This is a genomic window from Burkholderia sp. FERM BP-3421 (genome assembly GCF_028657905.1).
Lineage (GTDB): Bacteria > Pseudomonadota > Gammaproteobacteria > Burkholderiales > Burkholderiaceae > Burkholderia.
Genome location: NZ_CP117782.1, coordinates 1,909,983 through 1,931,887 on the forward strand (window position 1 = coordinate 1,909,983; position 21,905 = coordinate 1,931,887).

Consider the following 21,905-nt stretch of genomic DNA (forward strand, 5'->3'; position numbering starts at 1 on the left):
GCGCGACCGGGACGATTCCAAAGGAACTCGCTCCATTATAGACGCGGCCTTCCGCCCGCCCTTCGAAACAAACCCGCACGCGGCCGGCGCGCGGGCCGGCTCAGTCGGCCGAGGACAACTTGAGGCCGATCAGGCCGACGAGGATCAGGAGCGCGCTCGCGACCCGCGCGACGCTCACCGCCTCGCCCATCATGACGATCCCGAAGATGAACGCGCCCACGGCGCCGATGCCGGTCCATACCGCATACGCGGTGCCGAGCGGCAGTTCGCGCATCGCGATCGCGAGCAGGATGAAACTGCCGAGCGCGGTGACGATCGTGAAGATGGACGGACCGAGACGGGTGAAACCCGCGGAGGATTTCATGCCGGCCGCCCAGGCGACTTCGAGCAAACCGGCCACAAACAGCAAGACCCAGGACATGAGGGGACTCGATTGATCAAATGGGGTCGTCCCCGTGACGCGAAAGGCCCGGGGTCGTCCCCGGACGGCGTCCAGTATAACAATAGGCTTACAGACGTGCAGGCAGGCGCGCCCCTACTTCGGCGCATGCGGCGCGGCGGCGGCGCGCTCCGCGATCGGCAGGCCCTGAGCGTCGACCTGCACGCAGCGATCGTCGCGATACAGCGCCCATTCCTCGCAGGTGCGGCCGTCCTTGAACACGCACATGCCGTACTGGCCGCGCGGACTGTCGTGGATCACCAGCTTGCCGCCGAGCTTCTCGCAATTGACCGAGGCCGGATTCGCCATGCCGATCTTCTGCGGCGCGGCCGGCAGCGGCTGCGCGATCACGCCCGCCGCGACCAGCCCAAGCGCTCCGCCGATTCCCATCCGTATCAACGCCCTCATGAGCCGCTCCTTGTTCTGGTTGTCGAGCGGTCAGCATAAAGGCAATTCCGCGAACTGTCTCCGCGGCCCCGGCCGGCGGTGCGCAATTGCAACGGCGGCCGTGCGCGGGGGCGGGCGGCCGCGCAGGCAAGCCCTCGATCGCGTCGAGGCACTCGGTTCGACCTTCTCGCTCCCGCATGCTCCGAGCGGATATCGCATCTCGGCCGCCGCCACGCCCCGCTTGCAAGCGGAGGCACGCCCTTTCGGCCAACCCGACTCGCAGCGCATCGCCGCGGATCCGTCGGACGCGATCCACGCCGCACTCAATCCCGTTAATAAAAAAACTGAAAAGCTAATTCGTTAGAATTCCGGCCGGATACCCGCTGCCCGATGCCGGACGACCTGCGCCGCGGGCCGCTCGCCATGCCCGACCCCGGAGAGAAAACCCGTGTTGACGATCAACGCCGAATGGCGCGACTGGCTGACGACCAACGTCGCGCGCGGCTGCTCCGCCCAATCCATCCTCGAAGCGATGATCCGGAATGGCTTCGCGCCCAACGACGCACGCGCCCTCGTCGAACCGCTGTTCGCGCCGGCTGCGCCTGCCGCACCCACTACGCCGGCGGTGCCTGACGCGCCTGGCGCATCCGCTGACGCGCCGCCCCCCGCCGCCCCGACGCTCAACGCCGCGTGGCGCGATTGGCTCACGACCAACGTCGCGCGCGGCTGCGCCGCACAGTCGATGATCGATGCGATGGTCCAGACCGGCTTCTCGCCCGACGACGCGCGCACCGTTGTCGAGCCGCTATTCGCGCCGGCCGCGACAGCCGACGCCCCGCCGGCCGACCTTCCGCCCGCGGCCCCATCCGTCGCCGCCGCGCCGGCCGACCCTCCGCCCGCGGCCCCATCCGTCGCCGCCGCGCCGGCCGACCCTCCGCCCGCGGCCCCGTCCGCCGACGCCCCGCGGGCCGATCGTCCGACCGTCCCCGCGCTCGACGCCGCGGCCACCCCCCCAAGGCGGCTACAATCTGACCCCACCCCGCTCGCCGCGCACAACGTGATCCGCGCGCACGATCGCGACGTGCGCGTGCTGAGCCGCTGCGAACGTCCGCAGGTCGTCGTGTTCGGCGACGTGCTGTCGGCCCGGGAATGCGAGGAGCTGATCGCCCGCGCGCGCGACCGGCTCACGCGTTCGCAGGTCGTCATGCACGACAGCCAGGAATCGACGCTGTCCGACTATCGGACCAGCGAAGGCACCTGGTTCGCGCGCGGCGCGGATCCGTTCATCGAACGCCTCGAACGGCGTCTCGCGGCGCTGATGAACTGGCCGGTCGAGAACGGCGAGGGGCTGCAGGTGCTGCGCTACGGCGTCGGCGCCGAATACCGGCCGCATCACGACTACTTCGCGCCCGACAAGCCCAGCAGCGCGCTGCACACGACCTCGGGCGGGCAGCGCGTCGCCACCCTCGTGATCTACCTGAACGACGTGCCCGCAGGCGGCGAGACGATCTTCCCCGACGCGCACCTGTCGGTCGCGCCGCAACGCGGCGCGGCCGTCTATTTCCGCTACGCCAACGCGCGTGGCCAACTCGACCCGCTCTCGCTGCACGGCGGCAGCCCGGTGCGCGAGGGCGAGAAGTGGGTGATGACCAAGTGGGTGCGCGAGCGCGCGTACGGCGGCTGACGCCGCCCCGGCGTCACAGCGCCCCGACCAGCCGGTAGCCGACGCCCGTCTCGGTGACGATGTGCTCGGGCTGCGCCGGATCGTTCTCGAGCTTCTGGCGCAGATGCGCCATGTAGATCCGCAGGTAGTGATGGCTCTCGACGTGCGACGGCCCCCACACGTCGCGCAGCAGCTGCCGGTGCGTGAGCACCCGCCCCGCATGCCGCACGAGCGTCGCGAGCAGCCGGTATTCGAGCGGCGTCAGGTGGACCGTCTCGCCGGCGCGCCACACCTGGCGCAGCGCGAGATCCACGGTCACCGCGCCGAAGCTCACCTTCGGCGACTCGTTCGCGCCGCCCTGGTTGCGTCGCCGCAGGTGCGCCCGGATCCGCGCGAGCAGCTCCGACACGCCGAACGGCTTGGTCAGATAATCGTCGGCGCCCGCGTCGAGCGCGGCGACTTTCTCCTCTTCGTGGGTGCGCGCGGACAGCACGATCACCGGCAGGTCCGACCAGCCGCGCAGTTCGCGAATCACGTCGAGGCCATCGGTGTCGGGCAGCCCGAGATCGACGATCGCGAGATCCGGCTTGCGGGTCGCCGCCTCGATCAGGCCTTGCTTGCCGGTCTCGGCATCGAACACGGCGATGCCCTCTTCCTCGAGCGCGGCGCGCACGAAGCGGCGGATCTGTTTTTCGTCTTCGATCAGGACGACGGTCAGCGTGGGTTCACTCATGGTCATGCGGGTCTGCGTGGTGGGCCGAGGCGGGCGGGTCGAGCCGGCGCGCCGGGGCGGAATCGGGGTCGTCGTCCGCCGCGTCCGGCTCGGGCGGCGGCGTGTCGACGGGCAAGGTGAACCAGAAGCGCGCGCCGACGACCCGGCCGTCCGGCGCGATGCGGTTGAGCGCGCCGATCCGGCCGCCGTGCGCGTCGACGATGGCGCGGCAGATCGCGAGCCCGAGCCCGATGCCGGGCGTCGCCGACTCCTTCTCGCCGCGCGTGAACTTCTCGAAGATGCGCGTTTCCATGCCCGCCGGCAAGCCCGGCCCGCGATCGTCGACATGCACGCGCACGAACGGCTGGCCGTCCTCGGTGAGGCGTTCGGCGCCGATCTCGAGCGGCGAATCGAGCGGCGTGTATTTCGCCGCATTCTCGAACAGATTCGCGAACAGGCGCTCCATCAGCACCGCGTCCATCTGCAGGAGCGGCAGGTCGGCCGGCAGCCGCACCTGCGCGGGATGGCGCGCGAGCACGCGCTTGCACGCGGCCAGCGCCGCGCCGATCGTCTCCTCGAGCAGCGACCACTGGCGCTTGAGCTGCAGGCTGCCGGCCTGGAGCCGCGCCATGTCGAGCAGGTTGGTGACGATGCCCGTCATGCGCAGCGCCTCGTCGTGGATCGACTCGACCAGTTCGTCCTCGCGCCCCACGGCCGCGCCGCTGTCGCGCACGGCCGCGCGCGCGTTCGCGAGCATCGACGACAGGCCCACGATCGCCGTGAGCGGCGTGCGCAGATCATGCGAGATCGCCGACAGCAGCGAGTTGCGCAGCCGTTCCGACTCCATGCTGACGAGCGCGTCGCGCGCGATGTCGACGTAGTGCACGCGTTCGAGCGCGAGCGCGATCTGCGCGGCGAACGCATCGAGCATGCGCTCCTGCTCCGGCACCCCCAGCTCGCCCGCCTCCCGGGTCACCACCGCGAGCACGCCGCGGGTGCGCATCGGCGCCTTCAGCGGCAGGTACAGCGCGGCCGCCGCGGGCAGCGTGTCGGTGCCGCGCCCCGCCGGCTTCTGCTGGTCGTACACCCACTGGCCGACGTCGATGTCGAGCGACGCGCCCGTCAACGTCACCATCTCGTCGGGCTCCTCGATCTTCTGCTGAACCTGGTCCGCGCTGTCCGGCAGCAGCATCGCGACGCGCGCGCGGAACACTTCCGCCACGTGACGGCTGCCGATTCCGACGATCTGCTCGGTGGTCAGCGCGGCCGCCAGCTCGCGCGCCATCGCGTACATCGCGCCCGTGCGCCGCTCGCGGCGCTGCGCGACGGCCGCCTCGCGGGTCAGGCTCGACGTCAGGTGGCTGATCACGAGCGAGGTCAGCAGCATGCCGAGGAAGGTCAGCACGTACTGGGTGTCCGACACCGTGAACGACATGCGCGGCGGCACGAAGAAGAAATCGAACGCGGCCACCGCCAGGAACGACAGCAGCACGCCCGGCCCGCGCCCGAGCCGCACCGCCGCGAACACGACGCCGAGCAGGTACAGCATCACCAGGTTGGTCAGGTCGAGGCGCTCGTGCAGCAGGCTCGCGACGACCGTGATCGCCGCACAGATCGCGGCCGCGTAGCCATAGTGGCGCGGCGGCGAGCGGTGGCCGGCGAGGCTCGCGAACGCGTCGCGCCAGCCGCCCGGATGCGCGTCGGCGGCGGCCGCGCGCGGATCGTCGACCGCCGACGCGCGGATCAGCATCAGATCGAGATCGCCCGCGCGCTCCGCGAGCCGTTCGCCGAACGGCCGCACGATCCGGCGCGCGAAGCCGGTCTTCGGCGAGCCGCCCGCCACCACCTTCGAGACGTTGCGGACCTGCGCGTAGCTGACCAGCATCGCCACCGCGTCGGCGCCCGCGAGCGTCGCCGTCTCGGCGCCCAGCTCGCTCGCGAGCCGCAGCGCATCGAGGGTGCGCTGCCGCTTCGCGTCGGGCAGCCGCTGCAGGCGCGGCGTCTCGACGTACACCGCGATCCAGTCCGCCTTCAGGCTCGCCGCGAGCCGCGCGGCCGCGCGCACCAGGGTCGGCGCCTCGGGACCGGGGCCGACGCACACGAGGAGCCGCTCGCGCGCCTGCCAGATGCGCTGGATCGAGCGGTCCGCGCGGTATTCGCGCATCTGCGCGTCGACCCGGTCGGCGGTGCGCCGCAGCGCCAGCTCGCGCAGCGCGATCAGGTTGCCCTTGCGGAAGAAGTTGCGCACCGCCCGCTCGGCCTGCTGCGCCATGTAGACCTTGCCGTCGCGCATCCGCGCGAGCAGCTCCTCGGCGGGCAGGTCGACCAGCGTCACCTCGTCGGCCGCGTCGAACACCCGGTCCGGAACCGTTTCCCAGACGCGGATCCCGGTGATCGCGCCGACCACGTCGTTGAGGCTCTCCAGATGCTGAACATTGACCGTCGTGTAGACGTCGATGCCCGCGTCGAGCAGTTCGTAGACATCCTGCCAGCGCTTGAGGTGACGGGCGCCCGGCACGTTCGAATGCGCGAGTTCGTCGACGAGGATCAGCTGCGGCTTGCGCGCGAGCGCGGCGTCGAGGTCGAACTCGCCGAGCGTGCGGCCACGATAGTCGATCTGGACGAGCGGCAGCACCTCGAGCCCGGCGAGCAGCGCGGCGGTCTCGCCGCGGCCGTGGGTCTCGACGATGCCGACCAGCACGTCAACGCCCTCGCCGAGCCGCGCGCGCGCGGCCTGCAGCATCGCGTAGGTCTTGCCGACGCCCGCGGACGCGCCGAAGAAGATCTTCAGCGTACCGCGCTGTTGTCGTTCCGCGTCGCGCTGCAGCTTGTCGAGAAGTTGGTCGGGATCGGGGCGGTTCATGCGAATGCGGGGTCTCCGGGCACGCGATGGAACGAATTGTCGTTCGAAATCGCCAAAAAGGGAAAGGCGGCGCCGGATCGGCGCCGCCTGCATCAGGACGGTCGGTCGGCGCGCCGCCGCGCGGCGAGCCGCCTCAGTGCGCGGCCTGCGCGGCGTCCAGCGCGAGGTTCAGCTTCAGCACGTTCACGCGCGCCTCGCCGAGCACGCCGAACTGGCGGCCGCTGGTGTTCGCCGCGACGAGCTGCCGCACGGCGTCGGCCGGCAGCTTGCGCGCGTGGGCCACCCGCTCGACCTGGTAGTCGGCCGCGGCCGGGCTGATTTCCGGATCGAGGCCGCTGCCGGAGGCGGTCACGAGGTCGACCGGAACCGGTTTCGAGAGGTCGGTGCCAGCCGCCTTCAGCGCGTCGAGCCGGCCCTTGACCTGATCGGACAGCGACGGATTCAGCGGCCCGAGGTTCGAGCCGCCGGAACCGGTCGCGTTGTACGGCATCGGCGTGGTCGCCGACAGGCGGCCCCAGAAGTACCGCGGCGCATCGAACTGCTGGCCGATCAGCGCGGAGCCGACCACCTTGCCGTTCTGTTCGATCAGGCTGCCGTTCGCCTGCGCGGGAAACACGGCCTGCCCGAACACGGTCATCACGGCCGGATAGGCGAGGCCCGTGATGGCGACCAGCACGACGAACACGACGATGAGCGGACGAAAAAGCGATTTCATGACGGTATTCCTTTAAACCCAGCCGAAAGCGGCGAGCACGATGTCGATCAGCTTGATGCCGACGAACGGCACCAGGATCCCGCCGAGCCCGTAGACCAGCAGATTGCGGCGCAGCAGCGACGCGGCGCCGAGCGCGCGATAGCGCACGCCCTTGAGCGCGAGCGGAATCAGCAGCACGATGATCAGCGCGTTGAAGATCACCGCCGACATGATCGCGGACGACGGCGTCGCCAGATGCATCACGTTGAGCGCGTTCAGCTGCGGATAGGTCGTCGCGAACGCGGCCGGAATGATCGCGAAATACTTCGCGACGTCGTTCGCGATCGAGAACGTGGTCAGCGAGCCGCGCGTCATCAGCATCTGCTTGCCGATCTCGACGATCTCGATCAGCTTGGTCGGGTTCGAGTCGAGATCGACCATGTTGCCCGCCTCCTTCGCCGCCTGCGTGCCGGTGTTCATCGCCACCGCGACGTCCGCCTGCGCGAGCGCCGGCGCGTCGTTGGTGCCGTCGCCCGTCATCGCGACGAGCCGCCCCGCCGCCTGATGCTCGCGGATCGTCGCGAGCTTGGTCTCCGGCGTGGCCTCGGCCAGGAAGTCGTCGACCCCGGCCTCGGCGGCGATCGCGGCGGCGGTCAGGCGGTTGTCGCCCGTCACCATCACGGTCTTGATGCCCATCTTGCGCAGCTCGGCGAAACGTTCCTTGATGCCGCCCTTCACGATGTCCTTCAGCTCGATCACGCCGAGCACGCGCGCACCGTGGCCCGCGTCGCCCGTCTGCAGGTCGGCCACCACGAGCGGCGTGCTGCCGCGCCGCGCGACGTCGTCGACCGCGCGCCGCACTTCGTCCGGGAAACGACCGCCGTGGCTCTCGACGTAGCGCTTGATCGCATCGGCCGCGCCCTTGCGGATCTCGCGGCCGGGTAGATCGACGCCGCTCATGCGGGTCTGCGCGGAGAAGCCGAGGAAGGTCGCGTGCAGCGCGCCCATGTCGCGCTGGCGGATGTTGAAGCGCTCCTTCGCGAGCACCACGATGCTGCGGCCTTCCGGCGTCTCGTCGGCGAGCGACGACAACTGCGCCGCATCGGCCAGCGCCTCCTCCGTCACCCCCGGCGCCGGCACGAACAGCGAGGCCTGGCGGTTGCCGAGCGTGATCGTGCCGGTCTTGTCGAGCAGCAGCACGTCGACGTCGCCCGCCGCCTCGACCGCGCGGCCCGAGGTGGCGATCACGTTGGCCTGCATCATGCGGCTCATGCCGGCCACGCCGATCGCGGACAGCAACCCGCCGATCGTGGTCGGGATCAGGCACACCAGCAGCGCGACGAGCGCGGTGATGGTCACCACGTGGCCCGCCTTCATCGCCTCGACCGAGAACATCGAAAACGGCAGCAGCGTCGCGGTCGCGAGCAGCATCACGATGGTCAGCGCGACGAGCAGGATGGTCAGCGCGATCTCATTCGGCGTCTTCTGGCGCTTCGCGCCCTCGACCATCGCGATCATGCGGTCGAGGAAGGCCTCGCCCGGGTTCGCCGTGACCTTCACCACGATCCAGTCGGACAGCACGCGCGTGCCGCCCGTGACCGACGAGAAGTCGCCGCCCGACTCGCGGATCACCGGCGCGGATTCGCCGGTGATCGCCGATTCGTCGACCGACGCGACGCCCTCGATCACCTCGCCGTCGGCCGGGATCGTATCGCCGGCCTCGACCAGCACCACGTCGCCCTTGCGCAGGTCGCTCGCGGTGGTGATGCGGATCGGCGATTTCGGATGCGGCTCGTTGAGCTTCTTCGCCATCACATCCTTCTTCGCGCTGCGCAGCGAGGCGGCCTGCGCCTTCGAGCGCCCTTCCGCGAGCGCCTCGGCGAAGTTCGCGAACAGCACGGTGAACCACAGCCACAGCGCGACCGCGAGGATGAAGCCCGCGGGCGCCTCGGCCTGGCCGGCCAGCGCGGCGATCCACAGGATCGTGGTCAGGATGCTGCCGGCGTACACGCAGAACATCACCGGGTTGCGGAACTGCGTGCGCGGCGTGAGTTTCTTGAACGAATCCACGATCGCCGGGCGCACCAGCGCCGGGTCGAACATGGATCGCGTAGCGGAATGTTGATTCATTGCAATCCTCAGATGCCCATTTGCAGAGGGGCTTGTATCGTGGTCTCCGGCCGGCTTACTGGCCGCCGCCGGTGAACAGCATCAGATGCTCGACGCCCGGGCCGAGCGCCAGCGCCGGCACGTAGGTCAGCGCGCCCACCAGCAGCACCGTGCCGAGCAGCAGCACGACGAACAGCGGCCCGTGGGTCGGCATCGTGCCGCCCGTCGCGGCGATCCGCTTCTTCGCGGCAAGCGAGCCGGCGATCGCGAGCACCGGGATGATCGTGCCGAAGCGGCCGAACCACATCGCGATCGCGGTCATCCAGTTGTAGAACGGCGTGCCCACGGTCAGGCCCGCGAACGCGCTGCCGTTGTTGTTCGCGGCCGAGCTGAACGCGTACAGGATCTCCGAGAAGCCGTGCGGGCCGGGGTTCGCGATACCCGCCTTGCCGGCGGCGCTGAGCACCGCGACCGAGGTGCCGACCAGCACGAGCATCGGCGTCAGCAGCACGACGATCGACACCATCTTCATCTCGTAGGACTCGATCTTCTTGCCGACGTACTCGGGTGTGCGGCCGATCATGAGGCCCGCGACGAACACCGCGAGCAGCGCGAACACCAGCATCCCGTAGAGGCCGGACCCGACGCCGCCGAAGATCACCTCGCCCAGCTGCATCAGCAGCATCGGCACGAGCCCGCCGACGGGCGTCAGCGAATCGTGCATCGCGTTCACCGCGCCGCACGACGCGGCCGTGGTCGCGACCACGAAGATCCCCGTCTGCGCGATGCCAAAGCGGGTTTCCTTGCCTTCCATGTTGCCGCCCGCCTGCAGCGCGCTCGCCGACTGGTCGACGTGCAGCGCGCTCAGAACCGGGGTGCCGCCCTGCTCCGCGCTCACCTCGATGCCGATCGCGACCACGAGCGCGACCGTCATCGCCGCGAGCACCGCGATGCCCTGGCGGCGATCGCCGATCATGCGGCCGAACACGATGCACAGCGCGGCCGGGATGATCAGGATCGAGAAGATCTGCAGGAAATTCGAGAACGGCGTCGGGTTTTCATACGGATGCGCCGAGTTGCCGTTGAAGAAGCCGCCGCCGTTGGTGCCGAGCATCTTGATCGCTTCCTGCGAGGCGACCGGCCCCATCGCGAGCGTCTGCGACTTCACCTGGGTCGGCACCGTGACCGGATTGCCCTGCGCGTCCTTGACCGGGTTGCCCTGCGCGTCGAGCTTCGGCGCCGCGTAGGTGGTGGTCTGCAGGGTCGGCACGTCCTGGTAGGACTTCAGGTTCTGGATCACGCCCTGGCTCATCAGCAGCGCGGCGACCACGGCCGCCATCGGCACCAGCACGTACAGCGTGACGCGCGTGACGTCGATCCAGAAGTTGCCGATGGTGCGCGCGGTATGACGCGCGAAACCGCGGATCAGCGCGATCACGACGACGATCCCGGTCGCGGCCGACAGGAAGTTCTGCACCGTGAAACCGAGCATCTGCGTCAGGTAGCTGACCGTCTGCTCGGGCGTGTAGTCCTGCCAGTTGGTGTTGGTGACGAAGCTGATCGCGGTGTTGAACGCACCGTCGACCGTCATCGCGCCGAACTGCTGCGGGTTGCCGGGCAGCCCGCCCTGCACGCGCAGCAGCCCATAGAGGAACAGCACGCCGAGCACGTTGAACGCGATCGTCGCGACCGCGTACTGCTTCCACGTCATCTCCGCCTGCGGATCGACGCCCGCGACCCGATAGAGCGCGCGTTCGAGCGGACCGAACACGCGGTTCACGCGCGACGCGCCTTCCATCACGCGCGTCAGGTAACCGGCCACCGGCACCGCGGCGGCCAGCAGGATCACGACGAACAGCGCCGCCTGGAACAGATTGTTCGCATTCATTCGATGTCCTCCGCGCGCAGCAGCGCATAGACGAGGTATGCGAACAACAGGGCGGTGGACGCCCCGGCCAACCACAGCATCCAGCTCATGAACGCCCCCCGCGACCGTATTGCGCAAGCTTCTCGCAGCCGGCGATCAACGCGAAGATCAGTGCCGCGAACAGCACCAACCCACCTACATACACCGCATCCATTTTTATGTTCTCCGTCTTCGGAATCAGACGGATAGAACGTTATGGGAATGCGTGTAAAGGACGGGTCAAAGGTCTGACGAGGGGTGTAAAAAACACGTAAACGACGCCGCCGGGGCAAGGCCCCGGCGGGTGCGGCCGGCGCGTGGCGGCCGGCCGGAGGGGATCGCTCAGGGAACCAGGATGGTCGAGCCCGTGGTGCGGCGCGCTTCGAGATCCTCGTGCGCGCGCGCGACCTCGGCGAGCGGATAGCGCTGGCGGATGCTGGTCGCGACCTGGCCCGAACCGAGCACGTCGAACAGCTCGGCCGCGTTGCGTTCGAGATCGGCGCGCTTGCCGATGTACGAGAACAGCGTCGGGCGCGTGAAGAACAGCGAGCCGCGCGACGCGAACTCCTTCGAGTCGATCGGCGGCAGCGGGCCGGAGGCGTTGCCGAAGCTCACGAAGTAGCCGAGCGGCGCGAGGCTGTCGAGCGAGCCGACGTAGGTGTCCTTGCCGATCGAGTCGTAGACCACCGGCACGCCCGCGCCGTTCGTCAGCTCGCGCACGCGCTGCGTGAAGTTCTCGCGCGTGTAGACGATCGGATGGTCGCAGCCGTGCGCCTTCGCCAGTTCCGCCTTCTCGTCCGAGCCGACCGTGCCGATCACCGTCGCGCCGAGCGCCTTCGCCCATTGGCAGACGAGCAGCCCGACGCCGCCCGCGGCCGCGTGGATCAGGATCGTGTCGCCCGCCTTCACCGGATAGGTGCGGCGCAGCAGGTAGTGCGCGGTCAGGCCTTGCAGCATCACCGACGCCGCATCGTCGTAGCTGATCGCGTCGGGCAGCTTGACGAGCTTCTCGGCGGGCACCACGCGCTCCTGCGCATACGCGCCGGGCGGCTGGGTCACGTAGGCGACGCGATCGCCCGGGCGCAGCGCGGCGACGCCCGCGCCGACCGCCGTCACTTCGCCCGCCGCCTCCATCCCGAGGCCGCCGGGCAGCGGCTGCGGATAGAGCCCGGTGCGGAAATAAACGTCGATGTAGTTGAGACCGACCGCGTGGTGCTTCACGCGCACCTCGCCGGCCTGCGGCTCGCCGACCTCGACGTCGACCCACTTCATCACGTCCGGACCGCCCGGCTGGTCATAGCGGATTGCTTTCGGCATGCGTCGTACTCCTGGGTTCGATGTTCAGGGGAGATTCGGCCGTCTTGCGACGGGACGCATGATTCTCGCGCGTTGGCGGATTCCTTGCTGACGCCGCCCCGGGACGCCGGCGCTGCGCGCCGTCAAATAAATCGGACGAAAGGATAAAGACAGGTTCGTCGGTGCCGTTATGTCGGGCGTCGGTCAAGCCGCACCGGCGTGCAGATGTGCAGATGTGCAGATGTGCCGTCCAGTCAAACTCCAAATCAAATCAAGGATCCGAGTCATGCGCATTTCCATCGCTGCCCCCTCCTGATGGCCCTTGCCTCCTGCGCCGCGCAAGCCGCGACGTCGGGAACGCCCTCACCCTCCGGGGCTTCGTCACCGACGACATGTGCGGCGACAACACCGGGCAGGCCACCCTGCTGATCCAGACGGTCGACTGAGCCGGCGGCGGCGACGCGCCGCCCGACCAACAGGCGAACGACGACCGCGCGCCGTCGTTCGCCCCGCGCCCGCGCCGGCCGCCCACAGGCCCGCCGGCGCGGGCGCGCCCTCATCCCGCGCCAGCCGGCGCGCCAGATCGTCGAGCAGCACGCGCGCCGTCGCCACGTTGGTCGCGACCGGCACGTCGTGCACGTCGCACACGCGCACCAGCGCATTGATGTCGGGATCGTGCGGCTGCGCCGTCATGGGGTCGCGCAGGAACACCACCATGTCGACACGCCCCGACGCCAGCTCGGCGCCGATCTGCTGGTCGCCGCCGAGCGGCCCAGACAGCTTGCGCTCGACCTCGAGCGCGTGCGCGGCGGCGATCCGGCCGCCCGTCGTGCCGGTCGCGAGCAGCACGCATCGCGCGAGCGTGTCGCGGTAGGCGCCCGTCAGCGCGACGATCTCATCCTTCTTGGCATCGTGCGCGATCAGCGCAATGCGCGGTGCATTCATGCGGGTCAGTCCTCTCGAAGCGAAAAGCGGGCGGCGGCGCGCGGCGCCGACGCCCGGCGAAACCATGATGCGTCAGGGCTCAGAACGTGCCGGGATACGCGCCGCCGTCGAGCAGCCAGTTCTGCCCGGTGATGTAGCCCGCGTGCGCGCTGCACAGGAACGCGCAGGCCGCGCCGAACTCGTCCGGCTGCCCGAGCCGCCGCGCCGGAATGCCCTGCACGCGCCGCGCGCGCATCGTGTCGAGGTCGACCCCGCTCTCGCGCGCCGACGCCTCGAGCGTGGTCGTGATCCGGTCGGTGTCGAACAGGCCCGGCAGCAGGTTGTTGATCGTCACGTTGTGCTCGGCCACCTTGCGCGAGAGCCCCGCGACGAAGCCCGTCAGCCCCGAACGCGCGCCGTTCGACAGCGCGAGCACGTCGATCGGCGCCTTCACGGCCGAACTCGTGATGTTGACGATCCGGCCGAAGCGCCGCCCGATCATCCCGTCGATCGTCGCGCGGATCAGCTCGATCGGCGTCAGCATGTTCGCGTCGAGCGCGCGGATCCAGTCGTCGCGGGAAAAATGGCGGAAATCGCCCGGCGGCGGCCCGCCCGCGTTGGTCACCAGGATGTCCGGCTGCGGACACGCGGCCAGCGCCTGCGCCCGCCCCTCCGGCGTCGTGATGTCGCAGGCGACGGCCGTCACCGCCGCGCCGGTGCCCGCGCGGATCGCCTCGGCGGCCGCCTCGAGCGTGTCCGGCGTGCGCGCCACGATCACGAGCTTCGCGCCCTCGGCCGCGAGCGCCTGCGCGCAGCCGCGCCCGAGCCCCTTGCTGGCCGCGCACACCAGCGCGGTCCGTCCTGCGATGCCAAGATCCATCTGAGCCCTTCCTTGCCGGTGTCCGGCCGTGTGCGTTAGCGGGAAACGGCCGCGCGGCGGGCGCGCGCCATCGAAACGTCGATAATATCCGGATCGCGCCGCCCATCTTCGGTAAACTTACGGCCGTATCGCGCGCAGCCGCCCTCCGGAGCCGGCCGCCGCCCCCGAATCCTTTTTGCCGCCAGGCGCCCGTCATGAAACAGGACAGCCGTTTCCCCAATCTCTTCATCCTCGACCACCCGCTGATCCAGCACAAGCTCACCCACATGCGCGACAAGGACACGTCGACGCGCACGTTCCGCGAGTTGCTGCGCGAGATCACGCTGCTGATGGGCTACGAGATCACCCGCAACCTGCCGATCACGACCAAGCGGGTCGAAACCCCGCTGGTCGAGATCGACGCGCCCGTGATCGCGGGCAAGAAGCTCGCGATCGTGCCGGTGCTGCGCGCCGGCGTCGGCATGTCGGACGGCCTGCTCGACCTCGTGCCGTCGGCCCGGGTCGGCCACATCGGCGTGTACCGCGCCGACGATCACCGCCCGGTCGAGTACCTGGTGCGCCTGCCGGACCTGGAAGACCGCGTGTTCATCCTGTGCGACCCGATGGTCGCGACCGGCTACTCGGCCGCCTACGCGGTCGACGTGCTCAAGCGCCGCAACGTGCCCGGCGAGCGGATCATGTTCCTCGCGCTGGTCGCCGCGCCCGAGGGCGTGAAGGTGTTCCAGGACGCGCATCCGGACGTGAAGCTGTACGTCGGCTCGCTCGACTCGCACCTCGACGAGCACGCCTACATCGTGCCGGGCCTCGGCGACGCCGGCGACCGCCTGTTCGGCACCAAGAACTGAGCGCCGGGCGGGCCGCCCCGTCCGGGCGCGGCACCGCCGCATGATAAAATCACGCTCCACCCGACACCGGGCGGCCCCGGGCGCACGCCCCTGCCGCGGCCGCGGGACTCAACGACAGATAGCTAAAACGCCTGCGCGGAATGTGCGCGGGCGACGGAGAAAGGTATGGCTGGTCACTCGAAATGGGCCAACATCAAGCATAAGAAAGCGGCTGCCGACGCGAAGCGCGGCAAGGTCTGGACCCGCCTGATCAAGGAAATCCAGGTGGCCGCGCGCCTCGGCGGCGGCGACCCGGGCTCGAATCCGCGCCTGCGTCTCGCGGTCGACAAGGCGGCCGACGCGAACATGCCGAAGGACAACGTCAAGCGCGCGATCGACCGCGGCGTCGGCGGCGCGGATGGCGCGAACTACGAGGAAATCCGCTACGAAGGCTACGGCATCGGCGGCGCCGCGATCATCGTCGACACGCTGACCGACAACCGCGTGCGCACGGTCGCCGAAGTCCGGCACGCGTTCTCGAAGTACGGCGGCAACATGGGCACCGACGGCTCGGTGGCGTTCATGTTCGATCACGTCGGCCAGTTCCTGTTCGCGCCCGGCACCTCGGAAGACGCGCTGATGGAAGCCGCGCTCGAGGCGGGCGCCGACGACGTCAACACGAACGACGACGGCAGCATCGAGGTGCTGTGCGACTGGCAGGCGTTCTCGCAGGTGAAGGACGCGCTCGAGGCGGCCGGCTTCAAGGCCGAACTCGCCGAAGTGACGATGAAGCCGCAGAACGAAGTGGAATTCACCGGCGACGACGCGGTGAAGATGCAGAAGCTCCTCGACGTGCTCGAAGACCTCGACGACGTCCAGGAGGTGTATACGAACGCCGTCATCGCCGGGGAATAAGCATGACGCCGCCGCTCGCGCGCGACGCGGCGGCCGGACCGATTTCGCGGCCGGCGCGTCCGACAGGCGCGCCGGCCGCCCCAATTCTTAGTCTGCGGGGAATCCCATGAAACTACTCGTCGTCGGCTCCGGCGGCCGCGAACATGCGCTGGCCTGGAAGCTCGCGCAGTCGCCGCGCGTCCAGCTCGTCTACGTTGCCCCCGGCAACGGCGGCACCGCGCAGGACGAGCGCCTGAAGAACATCGACCTCACTTCGCTCGAGGACCTCGCCGACTTCGCCGAGGCCGAGCAGGTCGCGTTCACGCTGGTCGGCCCGGAAGCGCCGCTGGCGGCGGGCATCGTCAACCTGTTCCGCGCGCGCGGCCTCAAGGTGTTCGGCCCGACCCGCGAGGCGGCCCAGCTCGAAAGCTCGAAGGATTTCGCGAAAGCGTTCATGAAACGCCACGGGATCCCGACCGCCGATTACGACACCTTCTCCGACGCGGCCGCCGCGCACGCGTACATCGACGCGAAAGGCGCGCCGATCGTGGTGAAGGCCGACGGCCTCGCGGCCGGCAAGGGCGTGGTGGTCGCGATGACGGCCGACGAGGCGCACGCGGCCGTCGACATGATGCTGTCCGGCAACAAGCTCGGCGATGCCGGCGCGCGCGTCGTGATCGAGGAATTCCTCGACGGCGAGGAAGCGAGCTTCATCGTGATGGTCGACGGCAAGCATGCGCTCGCGCTCGCGTCGAGCCAGGACCACAAGCGCCTGCTCGACGAGGACCGCGGCCCGAACACGGGCGGCATGGGCGCCTACTCGCCCGCGCCGATCGTCACGCCGCAGATGCACGCGCGCGTGATGCGCGAGATCATCATGCCGACCGTGCGCGGCATGGAGAAGGACGGCATCCGCTTCACCGGCTTCCTGTACGCGGGCCTGATGATCGACAAGGACGGCAACCCGCGCACGCTCGAATTCAACTGCCGCATGGGCGATCCCGAAACCCAGCCGATCATGGCGCGCCTGAAGAGCGATTTCTCGAAGGTCGTCGAACAGGCGATCGCGGGCACGCTCGACACCGTCGAGCTCGACTGGGACCGCCGCACCGCGCTCGGCGTCGTGCTCGCCGCGCACGGCTATCCCGACACGCCGCGCAAGGGCGACCGCATCAACGGCATCTCCGAGGAAGCGCCGCACGCGGTCACCTTCCACGCGGGCACCGCCTACGACGGCGACAAGCTCGTCACCTCGGGCGGCCGCGTGCTGTGCGTGGTCGGGCTCGCCGACTCGGTGCGCGGCGCCCAGCAGGCCGCCTACGAAGTGATCAACCAGATCAACTTCGAAGGCATGCAGTATCGTCGCGACATCGGCTACCGCGCGCTGAGCCGCAAGCCGGCCTGACGCGCCGCATCCGTTCCGGCGTCGCCCGCGCGGGCGACGCCCCTGTTCTGCCGGGGTTCGCTAGAATGCCCGGCAGATGCTTTTTGAACGGCGCCCTCGAAAAAAGGGCGCCATCCGTACCCAGATGACCGATTCGACTTACGACGTCCCCCGCGTGCGCGCCTATCTGCAGGGGCTGCAAACCCGCATCGCCGACGCGCTTGGCGCCTTCGACGGCGCACCGCTCGCGACCGATGCGTGGCAGCGCGGCCCCGGCGAGCGCCTGCGCGGCGGCGGCTGCACGCGGATCCTCGAGGACGGCGGCGTCTTCGAGCGCGCGGGCATCGGCTTTTCCGACGTCGCGGGCGACGCGCTGCCGGCCTCCGCGAGCGCCGCGCGGCCGCAGCTCGCCGGGCGCGGCTTCGAGGCGCTCGGGGTGTCGCTGGTGCTGCATCCGCGCAACCCGCACTGCCCGACCGTGCACATGAACGTGCGCATGCTGATCGCGACCAAGGCCGGCGAAGCGCCGATCTTCTGGTTCGGCGGCGGCATGGACCTGACGCCGATCTACGGCTACGAGGAAGACGCGCAGCACTTCCACCGCACCTGCCGCGCGGCGCTCGCCCCGTTCGGCGTCGAGCTGTACCCGCGCTTCAAGACCTGGTGCGACGAGTATTTCTTCCTCAAGCACCGCAACGAGGCGCGCGGAATCGGCGGGATCTTCTTCGACGATTTCGCCGAGCCGGGGTTCGAGCGCGCGTTCGAGCTGATGCAAAGCGTCGGCGACGCGTTCCTGCCGTCCTACCTGCCGATCCTCGAGCGCCGCCGCGACACGCCGTACGGCGAGCGCGAACGCGCGTTCCAGGGCTACCGGCGCGGCCGCTATGTGGAGTTCAACCTCGTGTTCGACCGCGGCACGCTGTTCGGGCTGCAAAGCGGCGGCCGGACCGAATCGATCCTGATGTCGATGCCGCCGACGGCGAACTGGCGCTATGACTGGCAGCCCGAGCCGGGCACGCCGGAGGCGCGCCTCTACAGCGATTTCCTGGTGCCGCGCGACTGGGCGTAAGCCCGTCCGCCCCTTCGAACCCAGCAGAGGACGCGTTCTGGACACTTCCGCCCGCCCCACCCCGCTGCCACGCCGAATCGGCATCCTGGGCGGCACGTTCGATCCGATCCACGACGGTCATCTCGCGCTCGCGCGCCGCTTCGCGGGGCTGCTCGCGCTGACCGAACTGGTGCTGATGCCGGCCGGCCAGCCGTACCAGAAGAGCGGCGTGTCGGCGGCCGATCACCGGCTCGCGATGACCCGCGCCGCCGCCGACTCGCTGGTGCTGCCGGGCGTCGAGGTCAGCGTCGCGACCGACGAGATCGACCACGCCGGCCCGACCTACACGGTCGAGACGCTCGAGCGCTGGCGCGCGCGGATCGGCCCCGACGCGTCGCTCACGCTGCTGATCGGCGCGGACCAGCTCGTGCGGCTCGACACCTGGCGCGACTGGCCGCGCCTGTTCGAGTTCGCGCACATCGGCGCCGCGAGCCGTCCGGGTTTCGACCTGGGCACCGCGTCGCCCGCCGTCGCGCGCGAAATCGCGCGGCGCACGGCCGGCCCGGAGGCGTTGCAGTCCCGCGCCGCCGGCCGCCTGCTGATCGACACGGCGCTCGCGTTCGACGTCGCCGCCACCGACATCCGCGCGCACCTGCGCGAATGCATCGCGCGGCGCGAACGGATGCCGGGCGCCTCGGCCGAACACGTCCCCGCCGCCGTGTGGGCCTATATTCTTCAACACCGTCTTTACCACCCCTGAATTCCATGGATATCCGCAAACTCCAACGCGTCATCGTCGACGCCCTCGAAGACGTCAAGGCGCAAGACATCAAAGTCTTCAACACCAGCCACCTGACCGAGCTGTTCGACCGCGTGATCGTCGCGTCGGGCACCTCGAACCGCCAGACCAAGGCGCTCGCGTCGAACGTGCGCGACGAGGTCAAGAAGGCGGGCGGCGACGTCGTCAGCTCCGAAGGCGAGGAAACCGGCGAATGGGTGCTGGTCGACTGCGGCGACGCGGTCGTGCACATCCTGCAACCGGCGCTGCGCCAGTACTACAACCTCGAGGAGATCTGGGGCGACAAGCCGGTGCGGCTCAAGCTCGGCGGCAACGCGCCCGCGCGCCCGAGCGAGCCGCTCGACGGGGACGACGAGGACGAGGACGCCGCCCCGGCGCCCGCCCGCAAGCAGCCGGCCAACCGCCGCCGTTGAGTCGCGCGCGGTCCGCATGAAACTGCACATCCTCGCGGTCGGCCACAAGATGCCCGGCTGGATCGCGACCGGCTTCGACGAATACGCGAAGCGGATGCCGCCCGAACTGCGCATCGAGTTGCGCGAGATCAAGCCCGAGCTGCGCTCGGGCGGCCGCAGCGCCGAGAGCGTGATGGCCGCCGAGCGGCAGAAGATCGAGGCCGCGCTGCCCAAGCAGGCCCGTCTCGTCGCGCTCGACGAGCGCGGCCGCGACTGGACCACGATGCAGCTCGCGCAGGCGCTGCCCGAGTGGCAGCAGGACGGCCGCGACGTCGCGTTCGTGATCGGCGGCGCCGACGGCCTCGACCCGGCGCTGAAAGCGCGCGCCGACGTGCTGCTGCGCGTGTCGAGCCTCACCCTGCCGCACGGCATGGTGCGCGTGCTGCTCGCCGAACAGCTTTACCGCGCGTGGAGCATCACGCAGAATCACCCCTACCATCGCGCGTGACGCGGCGTCCTCGGACGCGCGCCGCGCGCCAACCGAGAACCCGACCGCCATGCCCGCCGCCCCCGCCTTCCCGTTCATCTATCTCGCCTCGCAAAGCCCGCGCCGCCAGGAGCTGCTGAACCAGCTCGGGGTGCGCTTCGAACTGCTGTTGCCGCACGCCGACGAGGATGCCGAGGCGCTCGAGGCCGAGCTGCCCGGCGAACCGGCGGACCGTTACGTGCAGCGGGTCTGCGTCGCGAAAGCGGAAGCCGCGCGGGCGCGGCGCGGCGCGCGCGGCCTGCCGGCCGCGCCCGTGCTGGTCGCCGACACCACCGTGACGATCGACGGCGCGATCCTCGGCAAGCCCGCCGACGCGGCCGACGCGCTCGCGATGCTGGGCCGCCTCGCCGGCCGCTCGCACGAAGTCCTGACCGCACTCGCGGTGATCGACGCAGCCGGCGCGCTGCTGCCGCCCGCGCTGTCGCGCTCCGTGGTGCGCTTCGCGCCGGCCGCGCCCGACGCGCTGCAGCGCTACGTGGACAGCGGCGAACCGTTCGGCAAGGCGGGCGCCTATGCGATCCAGGGACGCGCCGCCGAATTCGTCGAGCGGATCGACGGATCCCATTCGGGTATCATGGGTCTGCCCCTTTTTGAGACCGCGGCGCTGCTGCGCGCGGCGGACGTCGCCTTCTGAACCCGACCATGAACGAAGAAATCCTGATCAATCTCACGCCCCAGGAAACGCGGGTGGCACTCGTGCAGCAAGGCGCCGTGCAGGAGCTTCACGTCGAGCGCACGTTGTCGCGCGGGCGCGTCGGCAACATCTACCTCGGCAAGGTGGTGCGCGTGCTGCCCGGCATGCAGTCCGCGTTCATCGACATCGGGCTCGAGCGCGCCGCGTTCCTGCACGTGGCCGACATCTGGCAGCCGCGGCCCGCGGGCGACACGCAGTCTACGCCGGCGCACCAGCCGATCGAGAAGACGGTGTTCGAAGGCCAGACGCTGATGGTGCAGGTGATCAAGGATCCGATCGGCACGAAGGGCGCGCGGCTGTCGACGCAGGTGAGCATCGCGGGCCGCACGCTCGTGTACCTGCCGCAGGAGCCGCACATCGGCATCTCGCAGAAGATCGAGAGCGAGGCCGAGCGCGAGGCGGTGCGCGCGCGGCTGACCGCCGTGATTCCGGCCGAGGAGAAAGGCGGCTATATCGTGCGCACGATCGCGGAGGACGCGACGGGCGACGAGCTGGGGGCCGACGTCGCGTACCTGCGCAAGACCTGGGCGACGATCGTCGCCCAGGCGCAGCGGCTGCCGGCGACGAGCCTGCTCTATCAGGATCTCGATCTCGCGCAGCGCGTGCTGCGCGACTTCGCGAACGACGACACGTCGCGGATCCAGGTCGATTCGCGCGAGACCTACCAGCGGCTTGCCGAGTTCGCGGCCGAGTTCACGCCGGCGGTGAGCCCGAAGCTGCACCACTACACCGGCGAGCGGCCGCTGTTCGACCTGTACAACATCGAGTCGGAGATCCTGCGCGCGCTGTCGCGGCGGGTCGATCTGAAGTCGGGCGGCTATTTGATGATCGACCAGACCGAGGCGATGACGACGATCGACGTCAACACGGGCGGCTATGTCGGCGCGCGCAACTTCGACGACACGATCTTCAAGACCAACCTGGAGGCCGCGCATACGATCGCGCGGCAGCTGCGGCTGCGCAACCTGGGCGGGATCATCATCATCGACTTCATCGACATGGAGAACGCCGAGCATCGCGACGCGGTGCTGAGCGAGCTGAAGAAGGCGCTGTCGCGCGACCGCACGCGGGTGACCGTGAACGGGTTCTCGCAGCTCGGGCTCGTGGAGATGACCCGCAAGCGCACCCGCGAATCGCTCGCGCACGTGCTGTGCGAGCCGTGCCCGACCTGCCAGGGCAAGGGGCAGGTGAAGACCTCGCGTACGGTGTGCTACGACGTGCTGCGGGAGATCCTGCGCGAGTCGCGGCAGTTCAATCCGAGGGAATTCCGCGTGATCGCGTCGCAGCAGGTGATCGACCTGTTCCTCGACGAGGAATCGCAGCATCTGGCGATGCTGATCGATTTCATCGGGAAGCCGGTGTCGCTGCAGGTGGAATCGAATCTGAGTCAGGAGCAGTATGACATCGTGCTGATGTGAGCGCGGCGCCGACCGGGAGACTCGCTTCTCCT

General features: G+C 69.7%; 20 protein-coding genes and 1 pseudogene. 10 read left to right on the forward strand and 11 right to left on the reverse strand.

Annotated elements, in window-relative coordinates:
• Nucleotides 1-100 precede the first annotated feature (100 nt).
• Together sugE and Bsp3421_RS24530 are read right to left on the reverse strand one after the other, a co-directional pair.
• A complete protein-coding gene (gene sugE / locus Bsp3421_RS24525) occupies nt 101-421 on the reverse strand; it encodes a quaternary ammonium compound efflux SMR transporter SugE (protein ID WP_274004191.1) in 321 nt (106 codons plus the stop codon).
• A gap of 114 nt (nt 422-535) precedes the next feature.
• The gene (locus Bsp3421_RS24530) at nt 536-847 is read right to left on the reverse strand and encodes a putative hemolysin (protein WP_274004192.1); all 312 of its coding nucleotides are present in this window, start codon (nt 845-847) and stop codon (nt 536-538) included.
• Between the two features lie 427 nt (nt 848-1,274).
• Between Bsp3421_RS24530 and Bsp3421_RS24535 the strand changes: the two genes are divergently transcribed.
• Nucleotides 1,275-2,510, forward strand: a complete 1,236-nt coding sequence (locus Bsp3421_RS24535) for a 2OG-Fe(II) oxygenase (RefSeq protein ID WP_443111588.1) — start codon at nt 1,275-1,277, stop codon at nt 2,508-2,510.
• Nucleotides 2,511-2,523: 13 nt separating this feature from the next.
• Here the strand turns inward: Bsp3421_RS24535 and kdpE are convergent, their stop codons facing one another.
• The 9 genes and pseudogenes from kdpE to Bsp3421_RS24580 all read right to left on the reverse strand — a co-directional run bounded on the left by kdpE (nt 2,524) and on the right by Bsp3421_RS24580 (nt 13,873).
• Nucleotides 2,524-3,222: a two-component system response regulator KdpE gene (kdpE, locus tag Bsp3421_RS24540; RefSeq protein WP_252983457.1), complete on the reverse strand. Its 699-nt coding sequence runs from the start codon at nt 3,220-3,222 to the stop codon at nt 2,524-2,526.
• Nucleotides 3,215-6,064, reverse strand: a complete 2,850-nt coding sequence (locus Bsp3421_RS24545) for a sensor histidine kinase (RefSeq protein WP_274004193.1) — start codon at nt 6,062-6,064, stop codon at nt 3,215-3,217. The genes kdpE and Bsp3421_RS24545 overlap by 8 nt, the downstream gene beginning before the upstream one ends.
• A gap of 133 nt (nt 6,065-6,197) precedes the next feature.
• Nucleotides 6,198-6,779: a potassium-transporting ATPase subunit KdpC gene (gene kdpC / locus Bsp3421_RS24550; protein WP_274004194.1), complete on the reverse strand. Its 582-nt coding sequence runs from the start codon at nt 6,777-6,779 to the stop codon at nt 6,198-6,200.
• Between the two features lie 12 nt (nt 6,780-6,791).
• Nucleotides 6,792-8,888 (reverse strand): potassium-transporting ATPase subunit KdpB, encoded by a 2,097-nt coding sequence (kdpB, locus tag Bsp3421_RS24555; RefSeq protein WP_274004195.1) that lies wholly within the window; start codon nt 8,886-8,888, stop codon nt 6,792-6,794.
• 55 nt (nt 8,889-8,943) lie between these two features.
• Entirely contained in the window at nt 8,944-10,755 is a 1,812-nt protein-coding gene (kdpA, locus tag Bsp3421_RS24560; protein ID WP_274004197.1) for a potassium-transporting ATPase subunit KdpA, read from the reverse strand.
• Nucleotides 10,752-10,844, reverse strand: coding sequence for a K(+)-transporting ATPase subunit F (gene kdpF / locus Bsp3421_RS24565; RefSeq protein WP_252983462.1), 93 nt, complete (start codon nt 10,842-10,844; stop codon nt 10,752-10,754). Before kdpF ends, kdpA begins: the two co-directional genes overlap by 4 nt.
• A 271-nt stretch (nt 10,845-11,115) precedes the next feature.
• The gene (locus tag Bsp3421_RS24570) at nt 11,116-12,090 is read right to left on the reverse strand and encodes a quinone oxidoreductase family protein (protein ID WP_274004199.1); all 975 of its coding nucleotides are present in this window, start codon (nt 12,088-12,090) and stop codon (nt 11,116-11,118) included.
• Between the two features lie 546 nt (nt 12,091-12,636).
• A pseudogene (locus Bsp3421_RS24575) lies at nt 12,637-13,014 on the reverse strand (methylglyoxal synthase); the annotation flags it as partial.
• Between the two features lie 79 nt (nt 13,015-13,093).
• Nucleotides 13,094-13,873, reverse strand: coding sequence for an SDR family oxidoreductase (locus tag Bsp3421_RS24580; RefSeq protein WP_274004201.1), 780 nt, complete (start codon nt 13,871-13,873; stop codon nt 13,094-13,096).
• A 194-nt stretch (nt 13,874-14,067) separates the two neighbouring features.
• Between Bsp3421_RS24580 and upp the strand changes: the two genes are divergently transcribed.
• The 9 genes from upp to rng all read left to right on the forward strand — a co-directional run bounded on the left by upp (nt 14,068) and on the right by rng (nt 21,873).
• Entirely contained in the window at nt 14,068-14,718 is a 651-nt protein-coding gene (gene upp, locus Bsp3421_RS24585; protein ID WP_274004203.1) for a uracil phosphoribosyltransferase, read from the forward strand.
• Between the two features lie 165 nt (nt 14,719-14,883).
• Nucleotides 14,884-15,612, forward strand: coding sequence for a YebC/PmpR family DNA-binding transcriptional regulator (locus tag Bsp3421_RS24590; RefSeq protein WP_274004205.1), 729 nt, complete (start codon nt 14,884-14,886; stop codon nt 15,610-15,612).
• A gap of 106 nt (nt 15,613-15,718) precedes the next feature.
• Entirely contained in the window at nt 15,719-16,996 is a 1,278-nt protein-coding gene (purD, locus tag Bsp3421_RS24595; RefSeq protein ID WP_274004207.1) for a phosphoribosylamine--glycine ligase, read from the forward strand.
• A 124-nt stretch (nt 16,997-17,120) separates the two neighbouring features.
• Nucleotides 17,121-18,044: an oxygen-dependent coproporphyrinogen oxidase gene (gene hemF, locus Bsp3421_RS24600; RefSeq protein WP_274004209.1), complete on the forward strand. Its 924-nt coding sequence runs from the start codon at nt 17,121-17,123 to the stop codon at nt 18,042-18,044.
• A gap of 37 nt (nt 18,045-18,081) precedes the next feature.
• Entirely contained in the window at nt 18,082-18,783 is a 702-nt protein-coding gene (locus tag Bsp3421_RS24605) for a nicotinate-nucleotide adenylyltransferase (protein WP_274004341.1), read from the forward strand.
• A gap of 5 nt (nt 18,784-18,788) precedes the next feature.
• On the forward strand, nt 18,789-19,235 hold the full coding sequence (rsfS, locus tag Bsp3421_RS24610; RefSeq protein ID WP_274004210.1) for a ribosome silencing factor: 447 nt from the start codon (nt 18,789-18,791) through the stop codon (nt 19,233-19,235).
• A 16-nt stretch (nt 19,236-19,251) separates the two neighbouring features.
• Complete coding sequence (gene rlmH, locus Bsp3421_RS24615; protein ID WP_274004212.1) at nt 19,252-19,722, forward strand: 23S rRNA (pseudouridine(1915)-N(3))-methyltransferase RlmH; 471 nt, start codon at nt 19,252-19,254, stop codon at nt 19,720-19,722.
• A 49-nt stretch (nt 19,723-19,771) separates the two neighbouring features.
• Complete coding sequence (locus Bsp3421_RS24620) at nt 19,772-20,395, forward strand: Maf family protein (RefSeq protein ID WP_274004214.1); 624 nt, start codon at nt 19,772-19,774, stop codon at nt 20,393-20,395.
• A gap of 8 nt (nt 20,396-20,403) precedes the next feature.
• On the forward strand, nt 20,404-21,873 hold the full coding sequence (gene rng / locus Bsp3421_RS24625; RefSeq protein WP_274004216.1) for a ribonuclease G: 1,470 nt from the start codon (nt 20,404-20,406) through the stop codon (nt 21,871-21,873).
• Nucleotides 21,874-21,905: the final 32 nt, after the last annotated feature.

Coding starts and splice junctions, on each gene's coding strand:
- Bsp3421_RS24590 (WP_274004205.1), top strand. CDS start 14,884: ATGGCTGGTCACTCGAAATGGGCCAACATCAAGCATAAGAAAGCGGCT.
- kdpC (WP_274004194.1), bottom strand. CDS start 6,779: ATGAAATCGCTTTTTCGTCCGCTCATCGTCGTGTTCGTCGTGCTGGTC.
- kdpB (WP_274004195.1), bottom strand. CDS start 8,888: ATGAATCAACATTCCGCTACGCGATCCATGTTCGACCCGGCGCTGGTG.
- hemF (WP_274004209.1), top strand. CDS start 17,121: ATGACCGATTCGACTTACGACGTCCCCCGCGTGCGCGCCTATCTGCAG.
- Bsp3421_RS24580 (WP_274004201.1), bottom strand. CDS start 13,873: ATGGATCTTGGCATCGCAGGACGGACCGCGCTGGTGTGCGCGGCCAGC.
- Bsp3421_RS24545 (WP_274004193.1), bottom strand. CDS start 6,064: ATGAACCGCCCCGATCCCGACCAACTTCTCGACAAGCTGCAGCGCGAC.
- sugE (WP_274004191.1), bottom strand. CDS start 421: ATGTCCTGGGTCTTGCTGTTTGTGGCCGGTTTGCTCGAAGTCGCCTGG.
- upp (WP_274004203.1), top strand. CDS start 14,068: ATGAAACAGGACAGCCGTTTCCCCAATCTCTTCATCCTCGACCACCCG.
- Bsp3421_RS24570 (WP_274004199.1), bottom strand. CDS start 12,090: ATGCCGAAAGCAATCCGCTATGACCAGCCGGGCGGTCCGGACGTGATG.
- Bsp3421_RS24620 (WP_274004214.1), top strand. CDS start 19,772: ATGCCCGCCGCCCCCGCCTTCCCGTTCATCTATCTCGCCTCGCAAAGC.
- rlmH (WP_274004212.1), top strand. CDS start 19,252: ATGAAACTGCACATCCTCGCGGTCGGCCACAAGATGCCCGGCTGGATC.
- kdpF (WP_252983462.1), bottom strand. CDS start 10,844: ATGAGCTGGATGCTGTGGTTGGCCGGGGCGTCCACCGCCCTGTTGTTC.
- rng (WP_274004216.1), top strand. CDS start 20,404: ATGAACGAAGAAATCCTGATCAATCTCACGCCCCAGGAAACGCGGGTG.
- rsfS (WP_274004210.1), top strand. CDS start 18,789: ATGGATATCCGCAAACTCCAACGCGTCATCGTCGACGCCCTCGAAGAC.
- kdpE (WP_252983457.1), bottom strand. CDS start 3,222: ATGAGTGAACCCACGCTGACCGTCGTCCTGATCGAAGACGAAAAACAG.
- kdpA (WP_274004197.1), bottom strand. CDS start 10,755: ATGAATGCGAACAATCTGTTCCAGGCGGCGCTGTTCGTCGTGATCCTG.
- purD (WP_274004207.1), top strand. CDS start 15,719: ATGAAACTACTCGTCGTCGGCTCCGGCGGCCGCGAACATGCGCTGGCC.
- Bsp3421_RS24530 (WP_274004192.1), bottom strand. CDS start 847: ATGAGGGCGTTGATACGGATGGGAATCGGCGGAGCGCTTGGGCTGGTC.